Origin of the sequence: Bradyrhizobium erythrophlei, assembly GCF_900142985.1 — a bacterium.
GTDB lineage: Bacteria > Pseudomonadota > Alphaproteobacteria > Rhizobiales > Xanthobacteraceae > Bradyrhizobium > Bradyrhizobium erythrophlei_B.
Genome location: NZ_LT670849.1, coordinates 4216658 through 4242293, shown reverse-complemented (window position 1 = coordinate 4242293; position 25636 = coordinate 4216658). Strand labels below are relative to the sequence as shown.

Annotated in this window: 16 protein-coding genes and 1 pseudogene; 9 read left to right on the top strand and 8 right to left on the bottom strand. The window is 61.8% G+C overall.

Annotated features, from left to right (window positions below):
• The first annotated feature begins 7 nt into the window (after positions 1-7).
• The 6 genes from treS (at position 8) to BUA38_RS19770 (ending at position 12378) form a co-directional block, all read left to right on the top strand.
• Positions 8-3310 (top strand): maltose alpha-D-glucosyltransferase, encoded by a 3303-nt coding sequence (treS, locus tag BUA38_RS19795; RefSeq protein WP_072826259.1) that lies wholly within the window; start codon positions 8-10, stop codon positions 3308-3310.
• The gene (glgB, locus tag BUA38_RS19790; RefSeq protein ID WP_072820396.1) at positions 3307-5457 is read left to right on the top strand and encodes a 1,4-alpha-glucan branching protein GlgB; all 2151 of its coding nucleotides are present in this window, start codon (positions 3307-3309) and stop codon (positions 5455-5457) included. The genes treS and glgB overlap by 4 nt, the downstream gene beginning before the upstream one ends.
• Positions 5457-7532: a glycogen debranching protein GlgX gene (gene glgX / locus BUA38_RS19785; protein ID WP_072820394.1), complete on the top strand. Its 2076-nt coding sequence runs from the start codon at positions 5457-5459 to the stop codon at positions 7530-7532. Before glgB ends, glgX begins: the two co-directional genes overlap by 1 nt.
• The gene (gene treZ, locus BUA38_RS19780) at positions 7529-9292 is read left to right on the top strand and encodes a malto-oligosyltrehalose trehalohydrolase (RefSeq protein ID WP_072820392.1); all 1764 of its coding nucleotides are present in this window, start codon (positions 7529-7531) and stop codon (positions 9290-9292) included. The genes glgX and treZ overlap by 4 nt, the downstream gene beginning before the upstream one ends.
• Positions 9292-12093 carry a malto-oligosyltrehalose synthase gene (gene treY, locus BUA38_RS19775; protein ID WP_072826258.1) on the top strand — a complete coding sequence of 934 codons (2802 nt, stop codon included), beginning with the start codon at positions 9292-9294 and terminating at the stop codon, positions 12091-12093. The genes treZ and treY overlap by 1 nt, the downstream gene beginning before the upstream one ends.
• A 120-nt stretch (positions 12094-12213) precedes the next feature.
• Positions 12214-12378: a DUF3309 family protein gene (locus BUA38_RS19770; RefSeq protein WP_072820390.1), complete on the top strand. Its 165-nt coding sequence runs from the start codon at positions 12214-12216 to the stop codon at positions 12376-12378.
• A 15-nt stretch (positions 12379-12393) separates the two neighbouring features.
• On the opposite strand, the gene ligD is transcribed toward BUA38_RS19770, so the two are convergent.
• Positions 12394-15048, bottom strand: a complete 2655-nt coding sequence (gene ligD, locus BUA38_RS19765; protein WP_072820388.1) for a DNA ligase D — start codon at positions 15046-15048, stop codon at positions 12394-12396.
• Between the two features lie 52 nt (positions 15049-15100).
• Positions 15101-15319 (bottom strand): annotated as a pseudogene (locus BUA38_RS19760) (DUF6496 domain-containing protein); the annotation flags it as partial.
• Positions 15320-15965: 646 nt separating this feature from the next.
• Here BUA38_RS19760 and BUA38_RS19755 point away from each other — a divergent pair.
• A complete protein-coding gene (locus BUA38_RS19755; protein ID WP_156898584.1) occupies positions 15966-16928 on the top strand; it encodes an IS110 family transposase in 963 nt (320 codons plus the stop codon).
• A gap of 387 nt (positions 16929-17315) precedes the next feature.
• Here the strand turns inward: BUA38_RS19755 and BUA38_RS19750 are convergent, their stop codons facing one another.
• From BUA38_RS19750 to BUA38_RS19735, 4 genes are all read right to left on the bottom strand, one after another.
• Positions 17316-19601 (bottom strand): xanthine dehydrogenase family protein molybdopterin-binding subunit, encoded by a 2286-nt coding sequence (locus BUA38_RS19750; RefSeq protein WP_072820384.1) that lies wholly within the window; start codon positions 19599-19601, stop codon positions 17316-17318.
• Between the two features lie 12 nt (positions 19602-19613).
• The gene (locus tag BUA38_RS19745; RefSeq protein ID WP_072820382.1) at positions 19614-20081 is read right to left on the bottom strand and encodes a (2Fe-2S)-binding protein; all 468 of its coding nucleotides are present in this window, start codon (positions 20079-20081) and stop codon (positions 19614-19616) included.
• 372 nt (positions 20082-20453) lie between these two features.
• Complete coding sequence (locus BUA38_RS19740) at positions 20454-21554, bottom strand: SDR family oxidoreductase (RefSeq protein ID WP_072820380.1); 1101 nt, start codon at positions 21552-21554, stop codon at positions 20454-20456.
• Positions 21555-21620: 66 nt separating this feature from the next.
• Positions 21621-22358, bottom strand: coding sequence for an SDR family NAD(P)-dependent oxidoreductase (locus BUA38_RS19735; RefSeq protein ID WP_156898583.1), 738 nt, complete (start codon positions 22356-22358; stop codon positions 21621-21623).
• A 119-nt stretch (positions 22359-22477) separates the two neighbouring features.
• Between BUA38_RS19735 and BUA38_RS19730 the strand changes: the two genes are divergently transcribed.
• The gene (locus BUA38_RS19730; RefSeq protein WP_072820378.1) at positions 22478-23374 is read left to right on the top strand and encodes a LysR family transcriptional regulator; all 897 of its coding nucleotides are present in this window, start codon (positions 22478-22480) and stop codon (positions 23372-23374) included.
• Between the two features lie 138 nt (positions 23375-23512).
• On the opposite strand, the gene BUA38_RS19725 is transcribed toward BUA38_RS19730, so the two are convergent.
• Both BUA38_RS19725 and BUA38_RS19720 read right to left on the bottom strand, forming a co-directional pair.
• Complete coding sequence (locus BUA38_RS19725; RefSeq protein ID WP_072820376.1) at positions 23513-23821, bottom strand: hypothetical protein; 309 nt, start codon at positions 23819-23821, stop codon at positions 23513-23515.
• Between the two features lie 189 nt (positions 23822-24010).
• Positions 24011-24658 carry a TetR/AcrR family transcriptional regulator gene (locus BUA38_RS19720; RefSeq protein ID WP_072820374.1) on the bottom strand — a complete coding sequence of 216 codons (648 nt, stop codon included), beginning with the start codon at positions 24656-24658 and terminating at the stop codon, positions 24011-24013.
• Positions 24659-24761: 103 nt separating this feature from the next.
• Here BUA38_RS19720 and BUA38_RS19715 point away from each other — a divergent pair, with 103 nt between their 5' ends.
• Positions 24762-25601: a phytanoyl-CoA dioxygenase family protein gene (locus BUA38_RS19715; protein WP_072820372.1), complete on the top strand. Its 840-nt coding sequence runs from the start codon at positions 24762-24764 to the stop codon at positions 25599-25601.
• Positions 25602-25636: the final 35 nt, after the last annotated feature.

Sequence of the window (25636 nt, the reverse complement as noted above, 5' to 3'; positions counted from 1 at the left end):
GGCCCCGATGAATCTGATGTCCTCCATCGATACAAAGGAAACGGCGGCGGCTGCGCTCGACGGCGACCAGCTCTGGTACAAGGACGCCATCATCTACCAGCTGCACGTCAAGGCGTTTGCCGACAGCAACAATGACGGCATCGGCGATTTCGCTGGCCTGACCGAAAAACTCGACTACCTGCAAGAGCTCGGCGTGACAACGCTTTGGCTGCTGCCGTTCTATCCCTCGCCCGGCCGCGACGACGGCTACGACATCGCCGACTACGGCTCCATCAATCCCGACTTCGGGAATATGAAGGATTTTCGCCGCTTCATCGTCGAGGCCAAGCGGCGGGGTTTAAGGGTCATCATCGAACTCGTCGTTAACCACACTTCCGACCAGCATCACTGGTTCAAGCGCGCCAAGCGCAGCGACCCAAAATCGGGCGCGCGCAACTGGTACGTCTGGAGCGATACCGACCAGAAGTATCAAGGCACGCGCATCATCTTCACCGACACGGAAAAATCGAACTGGACCTGGGATCCGGAAGCCGGCCAGTTCTACTGGCACCGCTTCTTTTCGCACCAGCCGGATCTGAACTTCGACAATCCGCGGGTGGTCAACGCCATCGTCCAGGTGATGAAGCGCTGGCTCGATACCGGGGTCGACGGCTTCCGCCTCGACGCCATTCCGTATCTCTGCGAGCGTGACGGCACCAACAACGAAAACCTGCCCGAGACGCACGAGGTCGTCCGGCGGCTGCGCGCCGAGCTCGACAAATACGCCAAGGGCAAGGTGCTGCTCGCCGAGGCCAATCAGTGGCCGGAGGACGTCCAGTACTATTTCGGCAACAGCGACGAATGCCATATGGCCTATCACTTCCCGCTGATGCCGCGCATCTACATGGCGATCGCGCAGGAAGATCGCTTCCCGATCACCGACATCATGCGCCAGACGCCGGATATTCCGGGCGATTGCCAGTGGGCGCTGTTTCTGCGCAACCACGACGAACTGACGCTCGAAATGGTCACCGACGTCGAGCGCGACTATCTGTGGTCGACCTACGCCAACGATCCGCGCGCGCGGATCAATGTCGGCATCCGCCGGCGGCTCGCGCCGCTGATGGACAACGACCGGCGCAAGATCGAGCTGATGAACTCGCTGCTGCTGTCGTTTCCAGGCACGCCGATCATCTACTACGGCGACGAGATCGGCATGGGCGACAATATCTATCTCGGCGACCGCAACGGCGTGCGCACGCCGATGCAGTGGACGCCGGACCGCAACGGCGGCTTTTCGCGCGCCGACCCCGCGCGGCTTTACGCCCCCATCATCATGGACTCGGTCTATGGCTATGAGGCGGTCAATGTCGAGGCGCAGTCGCGCAGCCTGTCGTCGCTGCTGAGCGCGATGAAGAAGCTGATTGCGGTGCGCAAGTCGACGCTCGCTTTCGGCCGCGGCAGCATCAGCTTCATCCGCCCAGCCAATCGTTCGGTGCTCGCATACGTGCGCCAACTCGGCGACGAGGTCATTCTCTGCGTCGCCAACCTTTCCCGCTCGGCGCAGGCAACCGAGCTCGATCTCTCGGCATTCAGGGATCGCGTGCCGCTGGAAATGCTCGGACGCACGCATTTCCCGGCGATTGGCGAACTGCCCTACATGATCACGCTGGCGCCGTACGGTTTCTACTGGTTCCAGCTTCAGGAGCGCGACAAGTCGGAGCCGGCCGCGCCCTCGATCGTGCCCGAATTCGAAACGCTGGTCGTACCGGTGGGCGCCACGTGGGTATCGCTCGCGCGCACCCGCAGCGTGTTCGAATGCGACGTGCTGCCGGGTCACCTCGCGCGCTCCCGCTGGTTCCCGGTCCACACCGCGTCTGCGATCCATCCCACGCTGACCTCGGCGATCCCGTTTTGCGACATCGGCGACAACCGGCCCTGGCTTGCGTTTTTTCAGACCGCCGAGGATGAGTCCAAATCCCGTTACGTGATGCCGATGCTGATCGAATGGGTGCGCTTCGACCGCGAGCGCTATAATCCGAATGCGCTGGCGGCGGTGCGCCAGGGCGCGCGCGAAGGCACGCTGCTCGATGTCGCGGCCAGCCCGATCTTCATCGGGCTTTTGCTGCGCAATCTCAGTCATCGGATCACGATCGAAGAGAACGGGTTGAAGCTGGAATTCAAGCCGACGAGCCAATTCGTCAACAAACAGATCAGACTGCCCGAACGCGTCGCACCGCTCGACGGCGCGCTGTTCAGCAGTTTGCTGCAAGTTGATTCCGATTACACCGTAAAATTGTTTCGCAAGCTCGAAAGCGGCCTCAATCCGGAGATCGAGATCGGCCGGTTTCTGACCGATGTTGCGGGTTTTGCCAATGCGCCGGCGATGCTCGGCAGCGCCGAACTGATCGGGGGCGATCAACGCAGCGCGATCGCCATCGTTCACGTCCAGGTCGGCAATCAGGGCGATGCCTGGACGGTGACGGCGGCTTATCTCGATCGCCTGCTCGAGACGCAGCGGCTTTTGGCAGGCGACAGCCACGCGCGGCAAAGCGAAGAGCAGACCGCCTATCTGCGCAACCTGTCCCAGATCGGCCGGCGCACCGCCGAACTGCATCTGGCACTCGCGACCGCGAGCGGATCGCCCGATTTGACGCCCGAGGCGATCAACGCGCACGACGTTGCCCGCTGGACCGCCGCGGTCGTGCAAGGCGCCGAACGCGCCTGTCAAAGCCTGAAGCAGCGCCGCTATTCGTTCAACGAAGCCGATCGCGCCCTGGTCGATGAGTTACTGGCGCAGCAAGACAGGTTGCGTGACCGCCTGAATGGGCTGATGCCGTCCAGGACAGCTGGTCTTAACTTGCGCCTGCACGGCGACTTCCATCTGGGGCGGGTGCTGATCGTCAAGGACGACGTCTTCCTGACCGGCTTTGAGGGCGACGTCCGTCAACCGATCGAGGAGCGCCGCCGCAAGGCGCCGGCTGCGCGCGACGTCGCGAGCCTGATCTGGTCGATCGAAGCTGCGAGCCAGGCGGCGCGCGAGCGCGCCCTTCACCTGGCGCCGGATGAGTATGGCCGGCTCGGCTCCGCGTTGACGAACTGGGTCGACCGCGCCACCGCAGCCTTTGTCGGCGCCTATCGCGAATTGACGGACGCTTCCTCGCTCTGGCCCACGGATGCCGGCACCGCACAGCGGATGCTGGACTTCTTCCTGCTCGAAAAGGCTTTCGACGTGCTTGAAACCGATCTAGTACAGCGGGCAGAGGCCGCGCCGGCAACCATTGCCCGGATCTTGCGGATTTTGTCTCAGCCCGCCCGCGAGGCCGCATGACCAAGCTTTCTGCCGAAGCCTATGCGATCCTGGAAGGCCGTCACTCCGATCCGTTTCAGTATCTCGGCCCTCACAAGGAAGACGGCCAGACGGTCGTGCGCGCTTTCCTGCCCGAGGCGGAGAAAGTCGATGCGATCGCCCCGCATGGCGAGGCGGCCGCGCTGACACGTATCCACGACGATGGCCTGTTCGCCGGCGTTCTGCCCAACGGCTCGACCGCCTATCAATTGCGCGCGCGCTTCGGCGAGAAGGTGGTCGACCTTGACGATCCCTACCGCTTTCCGCCCGTCCTGACCGACTACGATCTCTATCTGCTCGGCGAAGGCACCCACCAAAAGCTTTACGAAAAGCTTGGCGCCCATCCGATGGAGATGGAGGGCGTACCGGGCGTCGCCTTCGTGGTGTTCGCGCCCAACGCGCGGCAAGTCAGCGTGGTCGGCGACTTCAATTTCTGGAATCCGCGGCGTCACCCGATGCGCGTGCGCGGCCTCGGTTATTGGGAGCTGTTCATCCCGCACGCCGCGCAAGGCGACCGGTACAAGTTCAACATCTTCAGCCGGCAGGGCGAACATCTGCCGCTGAAATCCGACCCGCTGGCCTTTGCCGCCGAAATCCGCCCGAGCACAGCCTCCGTCGTGTTCGACGAGGAGAAGCTGCCGCGCCCCCGCCCGGCTTCCGTCGATATCAATTCGTTGAACGGGCCGGTGTCGATCTACGAGGTCCATCTCGGATCATGGCGGCGCAAGGGCAACAACGAATGGCTGACCTATCGCGAAATGGCCGAGCAGCTGCCAGCCTACGCCCACGACATGGGCTTCACCCACATCGAATTTTTGCCCGTGAGCGAACATCCCTTCGACGGCTCATGGGGCTATCAGCCGACCGGATTGTTCGCCCCGACCAGCCGCTTTGGCGGGCCTGAGGATTTTGCCGCGCTGATCGAAGCCTGCCATGCCCAGGGGCTTGGCGTGTGGCTCGACTGGGTGCCCGGACATTTCCCCGACGACCCGCACGGGCTCGGCCGTTTCGATGGCACCGCGCTCTACGAACACGCCAATCCGCTTCAGGGCCGGCACCTCGACTGGGGCACGCTGATCTATAATTACGGACGTACCGAGGCCGTCAATTTCCTGGTCTCGAACGCGCTGTTCTGGCTCGATCGTTACGGCATCGACGGCCTGCGCGTCGATGCCGTGGCCTCGATGCTTTATCTCGACTACAGCCGGCCGGCCGGCGAATGGGTGCCCAACCGGTTCGGCGGGCGGGAAAATCTCGACGCCATCGCCTTCCTGCGCCGCTTCAACACCGAGGTGTTCGGCCAATTCCCGCATGCCACGACCGCGGCGGAAGAATCCACCGCCTGGCCGCAGGTGTCACGCCCGGTGGAATTCGGCGGACTCGGCTTCGGCTACAAATGGAACATGGGCTGGATGCACGATACGCTGAAGTATATCGGCAAGGAGCCGATACACCGGCAATATCATCACGGCGACATCCTGTTCGGCCTGCACTACGCGTTCTCCGAAAATTTCATCCTGCCGCTGTCGCATGACGAAGTGGTGCATGGCAAACGCTCGATCCTCGGACGCATGCCGGGCGACGACTGGCAGCGCTTTGCAAATTTGCGTGCGTATTACGGCTTCATGTTCGGCCATCCCGGCAAGAAGCTGTTGTTCATGGGCTGCGAATTTGCGCAATCGAACGAATGGAATCACGACCATTCGCTCGACTGGCACCTGCTCCAGCAGGCGCCCCACGCCGGCGTGCAATCGCTGGTCCGCGACCTGAACTGGCTTTATCGTGAAACGCCCGCGCTGCACGAACTCGATTGCGATCCTTCCGGGTTCGATTGGCTGGTGGCCGACGACTCGCACGGCAACGTGTTTGCCTGGTTGCGCAAGGGACGGGACGAGCGCGCGCGCTGTCTTGTCGTGACGAATTTCTCTCCGAACGTATACCACAATTACATTGTGCACGTGCCGATCGCCGGCACGTGGCGCGAGGTTCTCAATACGGATTCGTCGCATTATGGCGGCAGCAATGTCGGCAATGTCGGCGAAGTCAAAACGCTTGAGGGCATGGGGCCCGAACTGAGACTGACCATTCCACCGCTCGCCACTATTTTTCTCGTACCTGAAAGCCACTAATGCGACTGACGGCGGGATCGCCCTCGCGCCTCGGTGCAAGCTGGGACGGACGAGGAACCAACTTCGCGCTGTTCACAGCCAACGCGCAAAAGGTCGAGCTTTGTCTGTTCGACGGCCAGGGCCGGCGCGAGATCGAGCGCATCGAACTGCCCGAGCGTACCGAGGACGTCTGGCACGGCTATCTCAACGACGTCTCTCCGGGCCAGCTTTACGGCTATCGCGTTCACGGCCCCTACGCGCCGGAGCAAGGCCACCGCTTCAATCCCAACAAGCTGCTGCTCGACCCCTATGCGCGGCGGATGGCCGGACGGCTGGTATGGAGCGATGCGCATTTCGGCTATCGCACCGGGAGCGCGCGCGAGGACCTTTCATTCGACCGGCGCGACAATGCGCGCGGCATGCCGAAAGCTGTCGTGGTCGACGAGGCCTTCAACTGGGGCCGGCGCGAGGTCAGGCCGAGTGTGCCCTGGGAGGACACCGTTATCTATGAGGCCCACGTCAAGGGCCTGACGCAACGGCGCGACGACGTTCCGCCCAATCTGCGTGGCACCTATGGCGGGCTCTCTTCACCTGCGATGATTGCGCATCTCAAGCGGCTCGGGGTCACGACGATCGAATTGCTGCCGATCCACGGCCTGGTGGACGACCGCGTACTGGTCGAAAAGAAGCTCGTCAATTACTGGGGCTACAACACGCTGGCGTTCTTTGCGCCGGAAGCGCGCTATGCGCAGGACAATTCGCTCGACTCTTTTCGCACGGCGGTAGCGCGATTGCACGATGCCGGCATCGAGGTGATGCTCGACGTCGTCTATAACCACACCGCCGAAGGTAATCATATGGGGCCGACGCTGTCGTTCCGTGGCATCGACAACGCTTCTTATTACTGGCTCAAGCCGGAGAACCCGCGCTACTACGACGATTTCACCGGTTGCGGCAATTCGGTGAACCTCTCTCATCCCCGCGTCTTGCAGATGGTGATGGATTCGCTGCGCTACTGGGTCGAGGTCTGCCATGTCGACGGCTTCCGTTTCGATCTCGCCACCACGCTTGGCCGCGGCCCGAACGGCTTCGACCGCAACTCCGCTTTCCTCACTGCCGTGCGTCAGGATCCGGTGCTTGCCACCGCCAAGCTGGTCGCCGAGCCCTGGGATCTCGGCATGGGCGGCTACCAGGTCGGCGGCTTTCCCTCGCAATGGTCGGAATGGAACGACCGCTACCGCAGCGCGATGCGCCGTTACTGGAGCGGTGAAGGCAGTCTGATCGGCGAAATCTCCAGCCGCATGACCGGCTCGTCTGACCTGTTCAACCATGACGGTCGGGTGCAGCGCGCGAGCATCAACCACATCACCGTGCATGACGGGTTCACGCTCAACGACCTCTTCAGCTATAACAGCAAACACAACGAGGCGAACGGCGAAGACAATCGCGACGGCTCCAACGACAACCACAGCAACAATTGCGGCCACGAAGGCCCGACCGACGATTCCGCGATCAATGCGCTGCGTCTCCGGTTGCGCAGAAACCAGCTCGCTTGTCTTCTCCTGGCCCAGGGCGTGCCGCTCATTCTCGCCGGCGACGAGGTCGGCAACAGCCAGAACGGCAACAACAACGCCTATTGCCAGGACAACGAGACCGGCTGGATCGGCTGGGAAGGCACAGGCCGCGAGGGCAGCGACCTCATCGATTTCATCGCCCACTTGACCGCAATTCGTAGTCGCTTTCCACAAATCCGTAAGCAGCGCTGGCTCGACGGGCGGCGTGCCGACGGTTCTTACGGCGTGCTGTGGCTGACGCCGGCCGCCGAGGATATGAAAGAACAAGACTGGAAATTTCCCGAAGGGCGCTTTCTTGCTTACGTGCTGGGACCAGTCGAACAAAACGATCCGCCGGTCTTCATTGTGCTCAATGCCGCGCCCGAAGCCATCAAATTCAGGATGCCAAAACTGCCGGAATACAAGAGCTGGCAGCAACTATTGAACACGGCCGACGTTAAGCAGACGGCGGCGGACTTCCCGTCGGGAAGCGAGACCACCGCGCCACCCCGCTCGGTACTGGTCTTTTCAGGTTCGGCATGAATGAATGGCATTTTGGCCCAAAGCTGACCACTGACGGCACCGCGTTTCGCCTGTGGGCGCCGGCGGCCAGGCGCGTCGATCTGCTTCTGGGCCAGCAGCGCCATCCGCTTGCGTCCGCCAGACACGGCTGGTTCGAAATCACCATCCCCGACGCCAAGGCCGGAACGCGCTATCGGTTTCGCATCGACGACGAGATCGATGTCCCCGATCCCGCATCGGCCTTTCAGCCCGACGACGTGTTCGGCGCGAGCGAGGTGATCGATCATAGCAGCTACGCCTGGCGCGCCACGGATTGGCGCGGTCGCCCCTGGCACGAGACCGTGCTGCTGGAAGCGCATGTCGGCGCCTTCACAAAGGAAGGCACTTACAAGGCCATGATCGGCAAGCTCGATCATCTGATCGAGACCGGCGTCACGGCGCTGGAGTTGCTGCCGCTGGCGGACTTCGCGGGCGCGCGCAACTGGGGCTATGACGGCGTGCTGTGGTATGCGCCCGACAGCGCCTATGGCCGCCCTGAAGACTTGAAGCTCCTGGTCGACGAGGCGCATCTGCGCGGACTGATGGTGTTCCTCGATGTCGTCTATAATCACTTCGGGCCGGAGGGAAATTATCTCGGCCGCTATGCGCCGGCGTTCTTTACCGAGGCGCAGACGCCGTGGGGCAGCGCCATCGATTATCGCGTACCGCAGGCGCGCGCCTTTGCGATCGAGAACGCGCTCTACTGGCTCGATGAATACCGCTTCGACGGGCTGCGGCTGGACGCCGTGCACGCTATCACCGAGACCGGCGAAATCCCGATGCTGCACGATCTCAGCCTCGCCGCAGGTCAACTCGCCGCCGAAACCGGCCGCCATATCCATCTCGTGCTCGAAAACGACGACAACTGCGTCAGCCTGCTCGACCCCGCGCCGGGGCCGCCAGGCGGGAAATATCGCGCGCAATGGAACGACGACTATCACCACGCCTGGCACGTGACGCTGACCGGCGAGAAGCAAGGCTACTACCGCGATTATCAGCGCGCGCCGCTCGCCGACGTCGCCCGCTGTCTTGGTGCCGGTTTCGCTTATCAAGGCGAGGCTTCCGAACATCGCGGCGGAAAGCCGCGCGGCGAGACAAGCGGCGGGCTTTCGCCAACCGCCTTCGTCAACTTCCTGCAAAACCATGACCAGATCGGCAACCGCCCGTTCGGTGATCGGCTCGAGGCATTAGCGAAGCGAGAAGCCATCGAAGCCGCCTTTGCCATCACGCTCCTCTCTCCTGCAATTCCCTTATTGTTCATGGGTGAGGAATGGGGCTCGAAAGCCCCCTTTCCATTCTTCTGCGACTTCAACGGCGGCCTTGCCGAAGCCGTCCGCAAAGGCCGCCGAGACGAATATGCCTGGGCCTATGACAAATTCGGCGGCGATGTGCCGGACCCCTTGAGCGAAGACACGTTTCGCTCGGCCATTCTGGATTGGGATAACGTGAATGGCAGCGGCCGCGAACGGTTGACGCTGGTGCGCGAGCTTCTGGCGCTTCGTCGGCATCACATCATGCCGCGTCTTGCAGGCACGCGCTTCGGTGAGACGCATGCGGCCGACAGCGGATTGCTGAACGCAAGCTGGTATCTTGGCGACGGCGCCAGGCTGTCGCTCCTGGCCAATCTGGCCGACCGCACCATTCCCGGCCAGGCCAACGAAAACCATGGAACCCCGATCTGGGGCACACCAAGCGACGCGATGACACCCTGGTCCGTGCTCTGGTGTGTGGAAACACGCTGATGCCGTCAGCCGTTCCGATCGCGACCTACCGTTTGCAACTCACCGCAAACTTCGATTTCGATGCCGCATCTGCTGTCGTTCCCTATCTGAAAGCGCTCGGTATCAGCCACGTTTATGCCTCACCCTTCACCAAGGCACGCAAGGGTTCGACCCACGGCTATGACGTCGTCGACCATACCGTCATCAATCCCGAACTCGGCGGCGACCAAGGTTTTGAACGCTTGAGCCAAACGCTGAAGAAGCATGACCTTGGCTTGATCCTCGACTTCGTCCCGAACCATGTCGGCGTGCACTTTGACGACAATCCGTGGTGGCTTGACGTTCTGGAATGGGGCGAGGCTTCGCCACACGCGGTTTCGTTCGACATCGACTGGGAGCTGTTGCCCTATCGTGCGCGCGGCGGCGTGCTGCTTCCTATCCTCGGCTCCTCCTACGGCAAGGCGCTCGAAAACGGCGAGATCGAGCTGCGTTACGACGCCGGCGAAGGCAGCTTCTCGGCCTGGTATTTCGAGCACCGCCTGCCGATCGCGCCGGAGCGTTACGGCGAAATCCTGACCACGATCGTCAGGGAGGCGGTCGCCGAGAATGGTCTCGCCAGAAAACGCATTCTCCATCTGGCCTCGCGCTACCATGGCTTGCGGCATCCGAACCGTAAGGAGGCGCCGACCTTCAAGGCCGAGCTGAAGGACATCGACGGCAGCCGCGAGATCATCGAACGCGGACTTGCCGCCTATCGCGCCGGACCGGATCGTCCTACCCAAACCCAGGTCCTGCACCATCTGCTCGAGCGCCAGCACTACAAGCTCGGACATTGGCGGCTCGCCTCCAGCGACATCAACTATCGCCGCTTCTTCGACGTCAATTCGCTGGCGGGGTTGCGGGTGGAAGACGCTGCGACCTTTAACGTCGCCCATGGTCTGGTCCGGCGGTTGATCGAAGAAGGCAAGTTGCAGGGCTTGCGGCTCGATCACATCGACGGTCTGCGCGATCCGGCACAATACTTCCAGCGCCTGAGCCGGTTGATCCGGAAGGCCGGCGGCAAGGCCGGGCGCTCGTTCTATCTCGTGGTCGAGAAGATTCTCGGCGAGCACGAAGACTTGCGGCCTTTTGCCGGCGTCGAAGGCACGACCGGCTATGAGACGCTCAATGCGATTTCCCGCGTACTGGCCAGCGAAAAGGGACTGGAGGCACTCGACGAGGTCTGGCGTCAGATCAGCAACATGCCGCCGGTACTCGCGCCCGTGCTGAAGGCGGCCAAGCGGCGCGTGCTGGAAACGCTGCTCACCAGCGAATTCACCGTGCTGGCGCGACTGCTCGCTCGCATCGCGGCCGGACATTATTCGACGCGCGACTTCTCCGCTGACAGCCTGCGCCAGGCGCTCGAACTTTATGTACTGAACTTTCCGATCTACCGGACTTATCTCACCGCGGCCGGCGCAGCGCCTGAGGATCGCGCCCTGATTTCGGAGACGATCGAAAAAGCGCGCGCGGAATGGTACGCGGCCGACGAAGGGATCTTCGATTTTCTTCGCGATGCGTTGACCATGGATCTCGCTAGACCTGGCCTGGCCTTGCACAGCGCGACGCGGGTGCGGCGATTTGCGCAGAAAGTGCAGCAGTTCACCGGACCCTTGATGGCGAAGTCGCTGGAAGATACCGCCTTCTATCGCTGGCACCGCCTGCTCGCGCTCAACGAAGTCGGCGGCGAGCCGTCTGCTTCGGCGCTGTCGCCCGACGCCTTTCACAAGATGATGGTGACCCGCGCCCAAGATTGGCCGCACGCGATGACGACGACCGCGACGCACGACACCAAGCGCGGTGAAGACGCCCGCGCGCGGCTGATCGCACTCAGCGAGCTCCCGGGCGAATGGACAGCGATCGTCGCGCGCTGGAAGGTGCTCAATGCGCCGCATATCACCACCGACGGCAATTTTCGCGCGCCGTCGGCAACGTTCGAATACATGCTCTATCAGACCCTGCTCGGGGTGTGGCCGATCAAGTCCCCAGACCATTCCCTGACAGAGCGGCTCAGGGCCTATGCCGTGAAGGCGGCGCGCGAGGGCAAGCAGGAGACGAGCTGGCTCAATCCGCACCAAGCTTATGAGACCTCCGTCTGCAACTTCATCGACCGAATCCTGGATCGGTCGGTTTCGGCCGAATTTCTGGATTCGCTGGATCATTTTGCGCGCCGGGTCGCGCTGCTGGGCGCGCTCAATTCGCTGAGCCAGGTCACGCTGAAGGCGATGATGCCCGGCGTGCCTGACTTCTATCAGGGAACGGAATTCTGGGATCTGTCGATGGTCGATCCCGACAATCGCCGGCCGGTCGATTTCGCCGAGCGCGCTGACGTCTTGAAGCACGTTGAGCAGCCCGGTTGGCAGGCCCTCATTCGGGATTGGCCGAACGGCCATATCAAGCTGGCCTGGACCCGGCATGTTCTCAGGCTCCGCAACGAGCTTGCAGACGTTTTCGGGCATGGCGATAACGAGCAGCTGCAAGTCAGCGGCCCCCACCGCGATCATGTGATCGCATTTGCCCGCCGCCGCGGCCGCCACGCGGTGATCGCGGCTGTCGCGCGGTGCTACGCGCCGCTCTCCGATCAGGGCCGAGTGTGGCCGCGCGGCAATGCTTTCGACGGCGAGCTTCATATCGATGGCTATTCGCTTCAAAGCGCAGGCCTGTCGGATAAGTCCCGCATACCTCTGGCCGTTCTGTTCGAGCATCTGCCGGTCGTCGCGCTCAAGGCAAGCTATGTCGGCGCCGCGAATCCGGCCGCGAGACGGATCAGGCAATTCGCTTAACGCAAACGTCGTTTTCACTCCCAAAACCGCTACCAAGTGCACTGCGAACACGCGGAACTTTCACGAGTCCCGTTTGTTGGCTGGCTGGAACGCACACAAACGTTACGGCTGGAGGATTCGATGTCCCTTGGTACCATCATTCTGATTATTCTGGTGATCGCCCTGCTCGGCGGTTTTAGCGGCGTTGGCGGCGGCCCCTTCTATGGCACCGGCTATTATGGCGGCGGCGGCCTCGGGCTCGTCATCGTGATCCTGCTGATACTACTTCTGCTTGGACGGATTTGACCGCCGCGATTGCGACTACAATTTACCGCCCAGCTTCTTCATCGCGCTTCTGATCGACGATGCGGCGTCATCGTAGCCGTCCCACGCCTTGCCCTTCGCGAGCAAGGCCGGGACGGTGCGAACGGTGTAGCGCCTGGGATCGAGATCGCCACGCACCTGCGCCCAGGTGAGCGGCATCGATACCGTGGCGCCTTCACGCGCGCGCGGCGAAAGCACCGCAACCGCCGTCGCCATGCGATCATTGCGCAGATAGTCGAGGAAGATCTTTCCCTTGCGCAGCTTCTTCGACATGTTGAGCAGGTATGCTTCCGGATTGTCCTGAGCCATCCACTGGCAGACGCCTTGCGCAAAGGCCTTGGCTTCCTTCCACGTCACCCTGTCCTTGGCGCCATAAGTCAGCGGCGCCACGACGTGCAGGCCCTTGCCGCCGGTGGTCTTGCAGAAGCTTTCAAGGCCGAGCGCCGTGAGACGCTCGCGCATGTCCCTGGCGGCCTCGATCACATCGGCAAAGCCGACATTCGGCGCAGGGTCGAGATCGAACACAAGACGCCCGGGAACGTCGGTCGCATCCGGCGCGCAATTCCACGGATGCAGTTCGAGCCCGCCGGACTGCGCCACTGCCGCAAGCCCCTCGACGCGGTCGATCTGCAAATACGGTTTGCGATCGCCGGAAACCCTGACCAGCTCGAGCAGCTTTGACGTTCCCGTCATCGCGTGGCGCTGGAAGAACGTCTCGCCTTTGATCCCGTCGGGCGCGCGCACCACCGAGCACGGCCGCCCCTTGAGATGCGGGAGCATCCATTCGCCCACCGCCTCGAAATAGCGCGCCAGATCGAGCTTGGTGACACCCTCGCCGTCGCTCGTCGCCGGCCACAGCTCCTTGTCGGGCTTTGAGATCACAACGCCCATCACTTCGCCGGAATTGTTGGAGGCTTTTGGCGCAGGCCTGATCACGTTCACCATGGCCACCTTCTCCGCAACGACTTCGCCTGCCGGCTTGTCCTGACGCAGCCCCTTGAACGCCGCCTGCCGGATGTTGCCGCCGTCGGTAAAGCCGGCGAACTCGATTTCCGCGACCAGCTCCGGCTTCAGCCAATGAATATCGCGGGTCTTGCGTGGCGCATCCTTACCGCCAAACGGGCTCTCATCCGCTTCCGCTTTTTTGAGCGCGGGCATGATGCGCCGGACCGTATCCTGCCCAAAGCCCGTTCCGATGATCCCGACAAAGGCCAGGTGATCGTCGCGATAGACGCCGGCCATCAGCGAGCGGAATTTACCGTTCGTCGTCTTCCAGCCGCCGAGCACGACTTCCTGCCCGGCGCGGGATTTGGTCTTGGTCCAGCTTTCGGAACGCCCCGAGCGATAGGGTGCGCTCAGCTTCTTGGAGACGATGCCTTCGAGCGAGAGTTTTTTTGCGGATTCCAGAACATCGGTACCATCGGCTTCGAAATGCTCGACATAGCGGATCGACTTCGAGGTCTTCTTCTGTGCGTCGAGCAATTGTTTCAGCCGCGCCTTTCGCGTCCCGAGTGGCAAGCGGCGAAGGTCTTCGTCTCCGGCAAGCAAAAGATCGAAGGCATAATAAATCAACTGATCCGTTTTGCCGTCGGCAATGGCGGCCTGGAGCGCCGAGAAGTTCGGGTTACCTTCATGGTCCAGCGCGACGATCTCGCCATCGATCATCGCGTCCGGCAGCGCGCTGCCCGCCTTCGCGATCGCCTTGAACTTGTCGGTCCAGTCGAGACCTTTTCGGGTTTTCAGCGTCACTTCGCCATCCTCGACCCGCAACTGGACGCGATAGCCGTCGAACTTGATCTCGTGGCCCCAGCCGGTCCCGCTCGGCGGTTGTTCGACCGCCGTGCATAGTTCGAACGCGACAAAATCCGGGATCGCATCGACCTTCGCGGCCTTTGGCGCCGCAACGGCTCTGCTGTTGTGCGCACGCGCTTCCGCCGCCGCGCCCCGGTTCGAATTCCAGACCGCATCGGCCTTGATATGACTCTTGGGCCCGCCACGCGCGGTCATGAACGGTTTCGGCGGCTTGCCCTTGCCGCTGGCGATCTGGCTCATGCTGCGCCCCGAAGCGACCGAGCGATCTTCCGCGAGAAGATCGTTACCCTCGCCTTCGCGGGCATACTCGTCGCGGTGCTTGATCAGGAGCCAGTTGGTGCGTTTGCCGCCGGTGCGATCATGGCGCATCCGCACCAGCACCCAGCTTCCATGCAGCTTGTCGCCATGCAGCGTGAATTTCAGGTCGCCCTTGGCAAAGCCCTTCTCGGGGTTGTCGGATTCCCAGGTGCCGCGGTCCCAGAGCTGCACCGTGCCACCGCCATATTGTCCCTTGGGAATCGTGCCTTCGAAATCGCCGTAATCGAGCGGATGGTCTTCGACCTCGACCGCAAGCCGCTTGTCGTGCGGGTCGAGCGAGGGTCCCCTCGTCACCGCCCATGACTTGAAAACGCCATCGAACTCGAGCCTGAAATCGTAATGCAGCCGCGTCGCATCGTGCTTCTGGATCACAAAGCGACGTTGTTTGGACGGCGCCACCGTCGCGTCGCCGCTGGGCTCCGAGGTCTTTTCGAAATCCCGCTTCTTCCGGTACGTGGAAAGGCTTTTGGGGGGCAAGGGCAATCTCGAAATCAGGCTTCTACCCACAAATGGAGGGAGCATTGTAATGCTCCCTCGTACCGGATGAAAAGCCGCTGTAGCGCCCGCCTGGCTAGGCGGTTTTGCGTTTCGCTGCCTTGCCCGTCCGCCTACCGGTCGCCTTCTTCGGCACCTTGTTTCCGGCCGCTCTCGCCTCGGAGAGCCCGATTGCAATCGCCTGCTTGCGGCTCTTGACCGTTCGACCCGAACGGCCGCTCTTCAACGTGCCGGCGTTGCGCTTCTTCATCGCGCGTTCGACGCTGCTGGAGGCCTTCTTCGAATATTTGCGTGCCATGACACTTCTCCTTGTGGCGTGGAACTAATCAGCGCAAACGAAGATGGTTCCTGCCAGCCCCCGTCGCCGTTGTTAGCTCCACACACGTCCGTATTCTCGCGGCGTGCACCCGAGTCTTGCCTGACCAGTTCGCCCTTGGAGGGCGCAGGGAAAGCCGGGCGTCTGATGCACCCGCAGCTCCGCGTGCGAAAATAAAGCACGCAGACAAGTCACCACAGGTTCACCGGATCAATCCGGCCTTCCCTGCGCAGTGGTTTTAACGGTTTCCTTCGTGCTCTCTCCGGAGACCGGGCCTTATTGTCTCCGTCATCGGCGAAACACCTTTCGCCGATTTAGCGCCAGCATCGGGGCGCCAAGACCACACGACTTCGCCGTCCGCCTCAAGCGCGTTCGTCCTTCGCACCGAAAGCGTCCACCGCATCCCGCACCCAACGTTCGTGACGATCGCGAAGCGCCCCTTGTGTCCGCAAATTTTGGCAAGATGTGCGAACGGGCGGTTGGATCAAAACCGCCCGTTGCTGGAACTGAGCCCGTAGCGCCCCAAAGGCGGCAAAACCTGTATCAGAGCGAGGGACAGCTCCGGTGTCTTCCTCAACCCGAACAGTTGCAAGGGCTTCGAGCCCGAACCGAGCAAGGAAGGGAGTGGATGATGGCACAAAATCAACTCGCTGTCGTGGGCATCGACGTCGCCAAAGACAAGGTGGACCTGTGCATTCGAGCATTGGCGTTGCGGCAGACCTGTCCGAACACCGCCCAAGGTCGCCGCAAACTGGTGGCCTGGCTTCGCAGGCACCAGGTAGGCAAGGCGGTGATGGAGGCGAGCGGCGGTTACGAGCGTGAATGGCGCAAGGTGCTGCACGATGCCGGCATCGAGGTACGGATCGTGGACCCAAAGCGGGTTCGTCACTTCGCTCAATCGGCCGGACGGCTTGCCAAGAGTGATACGATCGATGCTGAGATGATCGCCTGGTTTGCCGAGACGTTCGGCGAGACGCCGAGCCAGACACATGATGCTGCGCAAGAGGAACTGGCGGCCCTGGTGAAAGCACGCCTAGCGCTCGTTGAGCTGAAGGTCCGATTGCAAAGCCAAAGTGCACATGCCGCGCCGGGACCGGTTCAGAAAGCACAGGCCCGCGTCTTGAAGAGTCTGGCGACCGAAATTGAAAAGCTCGAGACTGCGATCGCAGCCAAGGTCAAGGCTACACCGCACCTTGCCGAGCGTGCCGAAATTATCGAGAGCGTGCCGGGCTTTGCCGAAACGACCTCCGCGATCCTCGTTGCAGGGATGCCAGAACTCGGGCAAGTGAACGATAAGATCGCCGCCGCTTTGGTAGGCATCGCTCCTTACGACGATGACAGTGGAAAGCGCCGGGGCGAGCGCCACATCAAGGGCGGCCGCCGCTGGATCCGCAACGCCATCTACATGCCTTGCCTCGGCGCTGCCACGCAGAACAATCCAGTCGCCAAGGCCTTCTATCGCCGCCTGATCGCCAAGGGAAAGGAGCCGAAGGTGGCTCTCGTGGCCTGCATGCGCAAGCTGATCTGCATTCTCAACGTCATGATCGCTCGCCACCAGAAATGGGACACCGCTCGTTACGCACCCGCCTGATCGAGCGAACCTTTATCGCGCCCAGGCCCTCGTCTATCTCGACACAGTTGCTCTTATCGAGGCGGGATGGCGCGAGCTTGTAGAGATGATTTGCCCGACGGGCGAAACGAAATATTTTTGCAAAAAGGAGTGGACAATAGACTCAGGCTTGATCGGGCTTCGGAATTTGGATTTTAGGCGCAACCGGCTCTCTCGCGGTTTGTCTCGTGTCCCGGACGCGTCGCGGCATGACATGACGCAGATCCGGGACCCATTCTCGCTCCCGTAAGGATAATGGACCCCGGATCAGCAGCGCACCGCTAGCGCGCTGCGCAGCATCCGGGGAACGCGACCGCGCTATTGCGGCAACGCTGCCACCGATATGAGATCTTCGTGTGTTTCCGTTTGCTACGAGAACGCTGCCTTAACCCGCTCCGGCGAGAACGGAACTCGGCGAATGCGCACGCCTGTCGCATCGAAGATTGCATTACCGATCGCGGCGGCCACCGGACGTATCGAAGGCTCCCCCGCACCCGACGGAGCGATGTCTGGATAGTTGATCAAGACGACGTCGACCTGGCCCGGCGTTTCCGTGATGTCGAGGATCGGATACGTGATCCAGTCCACGCTGGTGACGGCGTTACGATCGAAGGTGACCTCCTCCCACAGAGCGCGGCTAACACCCTGCACGATGTTGCCCTCGACGCATTTCACCAGACCGTCCGGGTTGATGATCTGCCCGCAATCATGCGCCACCGTGAATTTGCGCGCCCAAATCTTTCCATTCGACCGATCGACATCGACCTCGGCGATAACGGCGACGCGGGTGCCGTTACGTTGAGCGTAAGCGATGCCACGGCCGGACACCTTGGCGCCAGTCTGGTCGCGTCGTGGCGATGTCCGCGTTTCCCAATTGGCCTTCTGCGCCGCTGCCTTGATGACAGCGATATCGCGAGGGTCCTTGACATGACGGAGGCGGAACTCGATTGGATCGGCGTTCACCGCCGCCGCCAGCTCATCGATGAAGGATTCGCTGGCGAAATGAATCTGCGGTCCTACCGGATCGCGCAAATGGGACGTGCGCAGGGGGGATGAGCGATCGAGCAGTGGCGGAATAGTCTCCCACGTCATCCGCTTGTTGGCTATCTCATAGGATTCCGCCGGCACACCAAAACCATCACCTGATTTCAAGGCAACGCCGAGAGCCTGCCCTGTCAGCGTATCCGGCGGTTTTCCACCGTTGGTATCGACGTCGACGCGCGAGAAAGCCTTGCTGTTGAACTCGTACGCGATCACCTCGCCGGCGGCATTGAGCCCGGCCTTCGCCCGATGAACGGAGGCAGGTCCCTTTGGGTCCCAGCCGGTGCCCTGATCGCGCATGTACTGCAGCCGTACCGGACGGCCGACCGCTTGAGCGAGAATGGCGGCATCCATCGCGCAGTCATCGGCGTCGTTGCGGCCATAGGAGCCTGGCCCCGACTTGAAGATCACATGAACGCGATCTGGAGGGACTTGCAGCACGGCAGCCAGTCCATCCCGAACGAAATGAGATTTTTGCGTCCCACTCCAGCAGGTGACGTTGCCGTCCTTGATCTCTACAAGTGAACAGGCCGGTCCCATACTGGCATGCGACTGAAATGGCCACTCATAATCGGCCTCGATGATTTTGGTTGCCGTATTGAAGGCCGCATCCAAATCACCGTTTTCTTTCTCCACCATGCGCTTTCGCACCGGGGCTTTTCGAATGTGATCGAACAGTGAGGCCTGTAGCGGAAAAGGCTGTGCCTCGGCAGACCACTCGACCTTCAGCTTTTCGACCGCCCGGATTGCGTCCCATTCCCGGTCAGCGACGACGCCAAGAAAACCTTTTTGCCAGACGACCCTGGCGCCCGGAATATCCCTGATCGAGCTCTCATCGATCTTGACGGGTACCGAGCCGGCGACCGACGGCCGGATCATGCGGCCGTGCATCATATTGGGAACTTTGACGTCAGTGACGAAGTCCTCCTCGCAGAAGACTTTCGGCGCGACGTCTTCGCGCTTGATCGGCTGACCAACGATTTTGTGTTCGCTGGGCTTTTTTGGCATCGCCTTGCCCGGTGCATACAGTGCGTTGCCGATCTCCTTGTTCCAGTCGAGCTTGATGTTGAAATACTGGCCGCCGATCAATTGCGCATAAGAAACGCTCTTGGCTTTGTCATCGATAGCGCTGACAACGCCATCATTGACCGTCAGCTTGTCAATCGGCACCGACAATCGTCCCGCCGCCATTTCGACCAACACACGGCGCGCTTCCGCCGCCGCCACACGCATTTGTTTGCCGCCAAGCTGGATGCCGGTAGACCCCGATGCACCGCCCTGATTTACAGAGGTAGCCGTATCGGCCATGAAGACCTTGACGCTCTTGAAAGGAACGTCGAGCTCTTCGGCTACGATCTGGGCGACCGCAACGTGCAGTCCATGCCCCATATCCATCTTGCCGAAGTAGGCCGCGACGCGGCCGTCGGCATTCACCGCGATGTACGACGATAGCTGCTCTGGCGTCAGCGGCGGCTTTGTCCCTTGCGCGTAAGCTTGACCAATCGTCAGCACGGTATCGAGCGTGACGCCGGCACCAATCGACACCACCAGGGCGCCGCCGCCGAGCAATACAGAACGACGGGTGAGCGAAGTTGCGTTTTCGAACTTTGTCATGGCTCCCCCTCCTCAGCCCATCATCTCGGCGGCGCGCTTGACCGCCTTGAGAATGCTGATGTGGGTACCGCAACGGCACTTCAATCCGGACAATGCATCCTTGATCTGATCTTCCGTCGGTTTCTTGTTATCGCGCAGGAATGCTGCCGCGGTCATCAACCAGCCATTGATGCAGTAGCCGCATTGCAGCACCTGCTCCTCGACATAGGCGGCCTGCAATGGGTGCGGTTTTTCGGGAGTGCCAAGACCTGCCAGTGTCACGATCTTGGATTCACCGACAGCCGATAGAGGCGTCACACAAGAACGCGTCGGCTGGCCATCGACATGCACGGTGCAGGCACCGCATTGCGCCAATCCACAGCCGAAATGAGGGTTGTTGAGACCGACATCGTTGCGCAGCGCATACAGCAACGGCATATCCGGATCGGCATTGATGGAGTGAGTTTGGCCGTTGACGTCGAGCTTGAACGGCTGGTTCATCGCGTGAACTCCCCATTTTTTGGACCGGCGGATTACGTCCGCTCGCTCCTGACGCGGATTTTTTCGCGTTCGCGCCGTTGGCCGGCGCCTGTGAGGAGCCTAAACCGGGAAACGAAAATTGGGAATGGCTCTTTCCGGCATTTTGCCGTGCCCGGGAAAGCTTCAGTTCCTTAGCGCATTTTTTTATCTCGGCGCCCTTGGCCCAGCTTGGGCGTGTAAAGGACCTTTTCAAACGACCCAACCTACGTTTTTGGGTCAATCCAGGGAAGTGGCAATAGCTGACATGTCGCTGGGGCCAACGCTAGCGCATCGTCGAACACCAGCCATCCGGCAGGCGTCAGTCGCCCAAAACGATTGTGTATCCTGGTCCGATCATTTCGTGACGGACGGCAGCAGTTTGCGATCGAGCAAAGACTTTAGCGCGTTCCCGAAGGCGTCCTCGGTATCGACTGTCTTGGTGAACCCGGCCTGGCGCAGCTTGACGGTGCTCACGAATGCCCGAGGTCCTTCCGGCGCGCCGTAGGCGAATGCGAAGTCCGCGTGCTGGTCTCCCTGGCCGACGAATTCCCGCAGGCTCCGCGAACGAAGCCCGTACTTCATGACGATCCGGTCCCAGATATCCGCATTTTCCTTCAGGTAGGCCGTCACGCTCGTTGGCATGTCCGGCCCCGTTTCGACACCAAGAACTTTGGCCATGGCTGGCCACATGTTACGCCACTCGAACACGTCGCCGTTGGTGATATTGAATGCCTCGTTCGCTGCCTGGGGCGACTGCGCCGCCCAGACCATGACGTCGGCGACAAGGTCTGCGTCCGCGGCTTCCCACACGAACGAAGGGCCGCCGGGAAAGCCGAACGGTTCACCCTTCTCGCGCCGGATCGCCGCATAGACGCCGATTGCGGGAAGGACGTTTAACGCACCGGGGGTGGCACCGGTTACCAGCTGCGGACGCAAGGCCGTATAGTTGAAGCCATGCCGGGCGCCCATCTCGCGCACATAGGCTTCCTGATCGAAAAAGAAGTTCTCATGGTCCTTGCGAGCATCACGCTCGCGGGCCGGGATAGGAATCGGGTGAAGGTGCACGCCGTAGATCTTTGTTCCTTGCAGGATACTGATGTGCCGGAAATTGGTGGCGATTCGCACGATGGGCTCCACCACGTTGTGAAGCATGGCATTGTTGGTCTCGATCTGTTCCTTGCTCGACCAGCCCGCGACCAATTCGGGCCTCTCATGCAAGGCGGTATAGGCGATGTGCGTGATGTCCGTCAGCGGTTCGAACGCAAGGCGGGCGGCTTGTTTGTCGCGGAGATCGACCGACAGAAACTCGAAGTCGCGGCCGCTTGGTAGCTCCGGCTTGCGACGCGATACTCCGACGACCTCCCAGCCCGCGGAAAGAAATTTTTCGATAGTGGCGACACCCAGCAGGCCGCTGGCACCCGTGACGAGCACCTTGTTTGCGTCGGTTGCGCTCATGGTTTCAGTTCCTCGTTGTTGGCGAGGCTCGCTCGCCAAAGATGACCATGCGGATGGCTGTCACGTTCATACGGCCGTCCGGCCGCCATCGGCCGGCACAATCGCACCCTGGATGAAGCTGGCGCGGTCGCTGGTCAGGAACACGATCGCCTCGGCAATCTCCTCTGGCGCAGCCGGACGCCCGGCGGGTGCTTGCGCCGCAAGATGCCGCAGCGCATCCTCACCCATTGCCGCCGTGCCTTCGGTCCGCGTCGGGCCGGGACTGACCGCATTTACGCGGACGCCCTTGGGTCCATATTCGGCCGCCCAGGCCTTGGTCAGTAGATTGATTGCAGCCTTGCTTGATCCGTACAGGCTCAAGCCCGGCGCGCCATAGTCGGCCACCATCGTCGAAACGTTGACGATTGCTCCTTTGCCGCGCTCCGCCATCAACGGAGCAAGCTCGGCGACAAGGAAAAAGGGAACCTTCACGTTGAGCGCATAGACGTCGTCGAATGACGCCTCGCTCATTTCATGCGTCGGGCCGAATGGGAACACGCCGGCGTTGTTGATCAGGATGTCGACGTGGCCCTTACCCAACTCGAGGGCCTTCTTCGCAACTACACGGGCGCTCGCGGCATCGCGAAGGTCGGAAGCGATGAAATCGGCTTTCCCGCCCGCGGCCCGTATTTGCGAAATCGTGTCTTCGCCGCGCTGCACGTTGCGGCCGACCACGATGACCTGAACGCCCGACTGCGCCAGTTGGTTGGCCACCGCGCGGCCGATGCCACTCGTGGCTCCGGTAATAAGAGCTGTCTTCGTCATTTGCGCCTCCTTGGTTGCTTCCTCTTCGGCCGTCGGGCTCCCGTCGGCCTTCCCAAAGATGACATCGGACCGTGCGCGCGGTAGACGGACAGTTCGTATCTGACTTATACATCCAGCGTATGAGTGACCGGCTCCGGGAACTGACAGCCTTCGTCCGCGCCGGCGAGACCGGCAGCTTCTCTCGCGTTGCGCGCGAGCTCGGGGTGTCGCAGCCTTCGATATCGCGGATGGTCGCAGACCTTGAGGCGCGGCTGGGCGTCAAGCTGCTTTTGCGCACCACGCGGCACGTCACGCCGACCGAGGCCGGGCGGGTGTTTCTGGCGCGAGCGCAGCAAATCCTGGGCGATCTTGACGATGCCGAAAATGCGGCGCGCGGCGTCGACAGCCTGCGTGGCACATTACGGGTCGCATTGTCGGGGGCACTCGGAGCTCGCGAAGTGATTCCTCGTCTGCCCGGGTTTGTCACGCAGCATCCGAAACTGCGCATCGAACTACTGATGTCGGACCGGACCGAGGACCTGATCGCCGAGGGGGCCGATATGGCCCTGCGACTGGGCCGGCTGCCGGATTCCGGATTTGGCGCGCGATTGCTGGGCAAGGCCCCGCGCATGGCCATTGCCTCGCCTGGCTATCTTGCGCGCAAGGGAATGCCGCGAACGCTCGCCGATCTCGCCGGGCATGACTGCATTCTCGGCCCTGGTCTTTCCAGCCGGAGCGGCTGGAATTTCACACGATCGGGGAAAGCAGAATCCGTAACCGTGCAAGGGTCGATAACGGTTACCTCGGCCGATGGCGTTATCGCCTGCGCGAAAGCCGGGCTTGGAATAGCTGTCGCCTCGCGATGGATGTGCCGGACCGAGCTCGAGGCTGGCGAAGTCGTTCCGATCCTTTCCGACTATCAGCTCGATTGGGTCGAACTGCACGCCGTTTATCCGACCGGCCGCCGCCCCTCTCTTAAGGTGAGGACAATTTCCGACTATCTCGCGGCGCAGCTCATGCACAATGAAGGCGACTGAGGCGTCTTGACGAAGTTTGTTTCGAATGTCCGCGTTAGGTCAGCGGACGTCAAGCAGCTTGCTCTCGTCCGCTTCGTGCCTCCAAAGGAAAAGTCGCGGATTGCTCCGCGACCTTTCTCATCGAATCTTCATCATCCGTCAGTAGCGGTCGATTCCGACGCTCACGCCGGGCACGCTGAAGCCGACACCGCCACGCTCCTCATAGCCACGCCGCTCGATGTAACGCTCGCGAGGCGCATATCCGTAATCATCGCGTCCATCGCGGATGACGACGCGGCGTTCGCCGCGTTCGCGCCAGCAACGACCGACTTCATCGCAGACCATGCGAACGTTTTGAATATTGCTCTCCGGTGCAACTGATACATTGGCGGAAAGCGGAGCAGCGGAAGCAGCGGTCGCAAGAAGCGTACTTGCCGCGGCTGCCAGAGTGATTGCGAAAGCTTTCATGGCGTTTCTCCAAAAAGTGATTGTGTCAGTGAGCCAATAGGCTCGCCGGGGAATGGTTCCCAAAGTCCGGGTGTGAATTTCGTCAGGCGCAGGGCGCTCGTCCGCCTTGACCCCAAAACCCGACATTCGGCTGCGGCCTCGTGGGTAGCCGTGGTTAGCGAATATCTAATCCACTCAAATCCCACGCTGCTAGGATCGCTTTGGCGATGTGGGCCTGGACTTCAACAGTCCGGCAAAGACATGGTTTGCCATCTTCTCCGCCCATTTGGGATCGAGTGGCGCCAACGGAACGAGCATGCGGTAGTAGATCGGTCCGTAAAGCACATCGACCGTCGCCTCGAGGTCGATGTCTGCCCGGAGCTCGCCCCGCTCAACCCCGGCGCTCAGGATCGCTTTGGCCGCCTCGCGGCGCGGGCGCGCGTAGCCCTCGATATACGCCGTCATCGTATTGGGGTCGCGCTGGCCCTCGGCCAGGATCGCCGCCAGCACGCGTCCAGTTTTTCCGCCATAGACGGATGCGACCCGCCGCAACTGGCTGATCAGATCGGCCCGCGCCGAGCCACTATTCGGGTAGGAGATCTTGGGCGCGGTCTCGGCCAGAAAACCCGCCATCGCGAGCGCGCCCTTGCTCGGCCACCAGCGGTAGATGGTGGTTTTGGCGACGCCGGCGCGCGCGGCAACCGCTTCGATCGTGAAGCCGCCGATCCCTTTCTCTTCGAGAATGGCGTTGGCCGATCTCAAGATGGCGGCGCGGGCTGCTTCATCGCGCGGCCTTCCGAGCCGCGCGGGGGCTGCCGGCGTGGCCGCCGCCCGCTTTTTCTTTGCAAGATCAATCATCGGACGTAACGCCCCTGTAAGCGGGAAATGCACAAAATTCGGCGTTGACAGCCGCTCCTATCATAGAAACGATACGCGGAGTATCGAAATAGGAGAGCGACCGATGGGCTCTGGGCTGACGCAGCAACAAATCGATTTCTTCCAAACCAGCGGCTACCTTTTCCCGCTCAACGCTATTTCCTCGACAGAGGCCGCCACGCTGCGTGGCCGGATCGAGACTTACGAAGCCCAGTCCGGCGAGGAGGTCAACAAGCGTCTCAAGATCAAGGCCCACCTCGCCTTCCCCTGGATGTGCGAACTCGCCCGCCACCCCGCCATCGTTGAAGCCGTGCAATCGCTCATAGGGTCGGACGTGCTGCTGTTCGGATCGTCGGCCTTTGCCAAGAATGCGCGCGATATACGCTTCGTCTCCTGGCATCAGGACTCGGCCTATTACGGCCTCGACCCGCACGACTGCGTCACGGCATGGATCGCGTTGTCGCCTGCGACTTCAGAGAGCGGCTGCCTGCGCGTCCTGCCCGGAAGTCACCGGGGGCCGGATCTGGTCCATGAAGAAACCTACGATGCGAATAATCTGCTGGCGCGCGGCCAGTCGTTGCAGGGAATCGACGACAACCTCGCGGTCGAAATGCCGCTCGAACCCGGGCAGTTCTCCCTGCACCACGAGCGCACCGCGCATGACTCGCTGCCGAACCGCTCGGACGACCGGCGCATCGGCGTGGCGTTTTTCTACATGGCCGCCCACGTCCGCTCGACGCTCGGTCCGCGTTCAGCGATGCCGGTCGCCGGCGTCGACGCCTATGGCCATTGGAGCCGGGATCCCGAACCCCGAACGGACCTAGATCCCGTCTCGATGGAGTATCTGGATTCGATCTGGGCGCGGTACCGCGACCAGGCCGCCACCATCCAGGCCGCGCGCCGCGCGGACCAATCCGCCGCCTGAACGATGCAAATGCGGAGCAGCCGCTCGATAGCGCA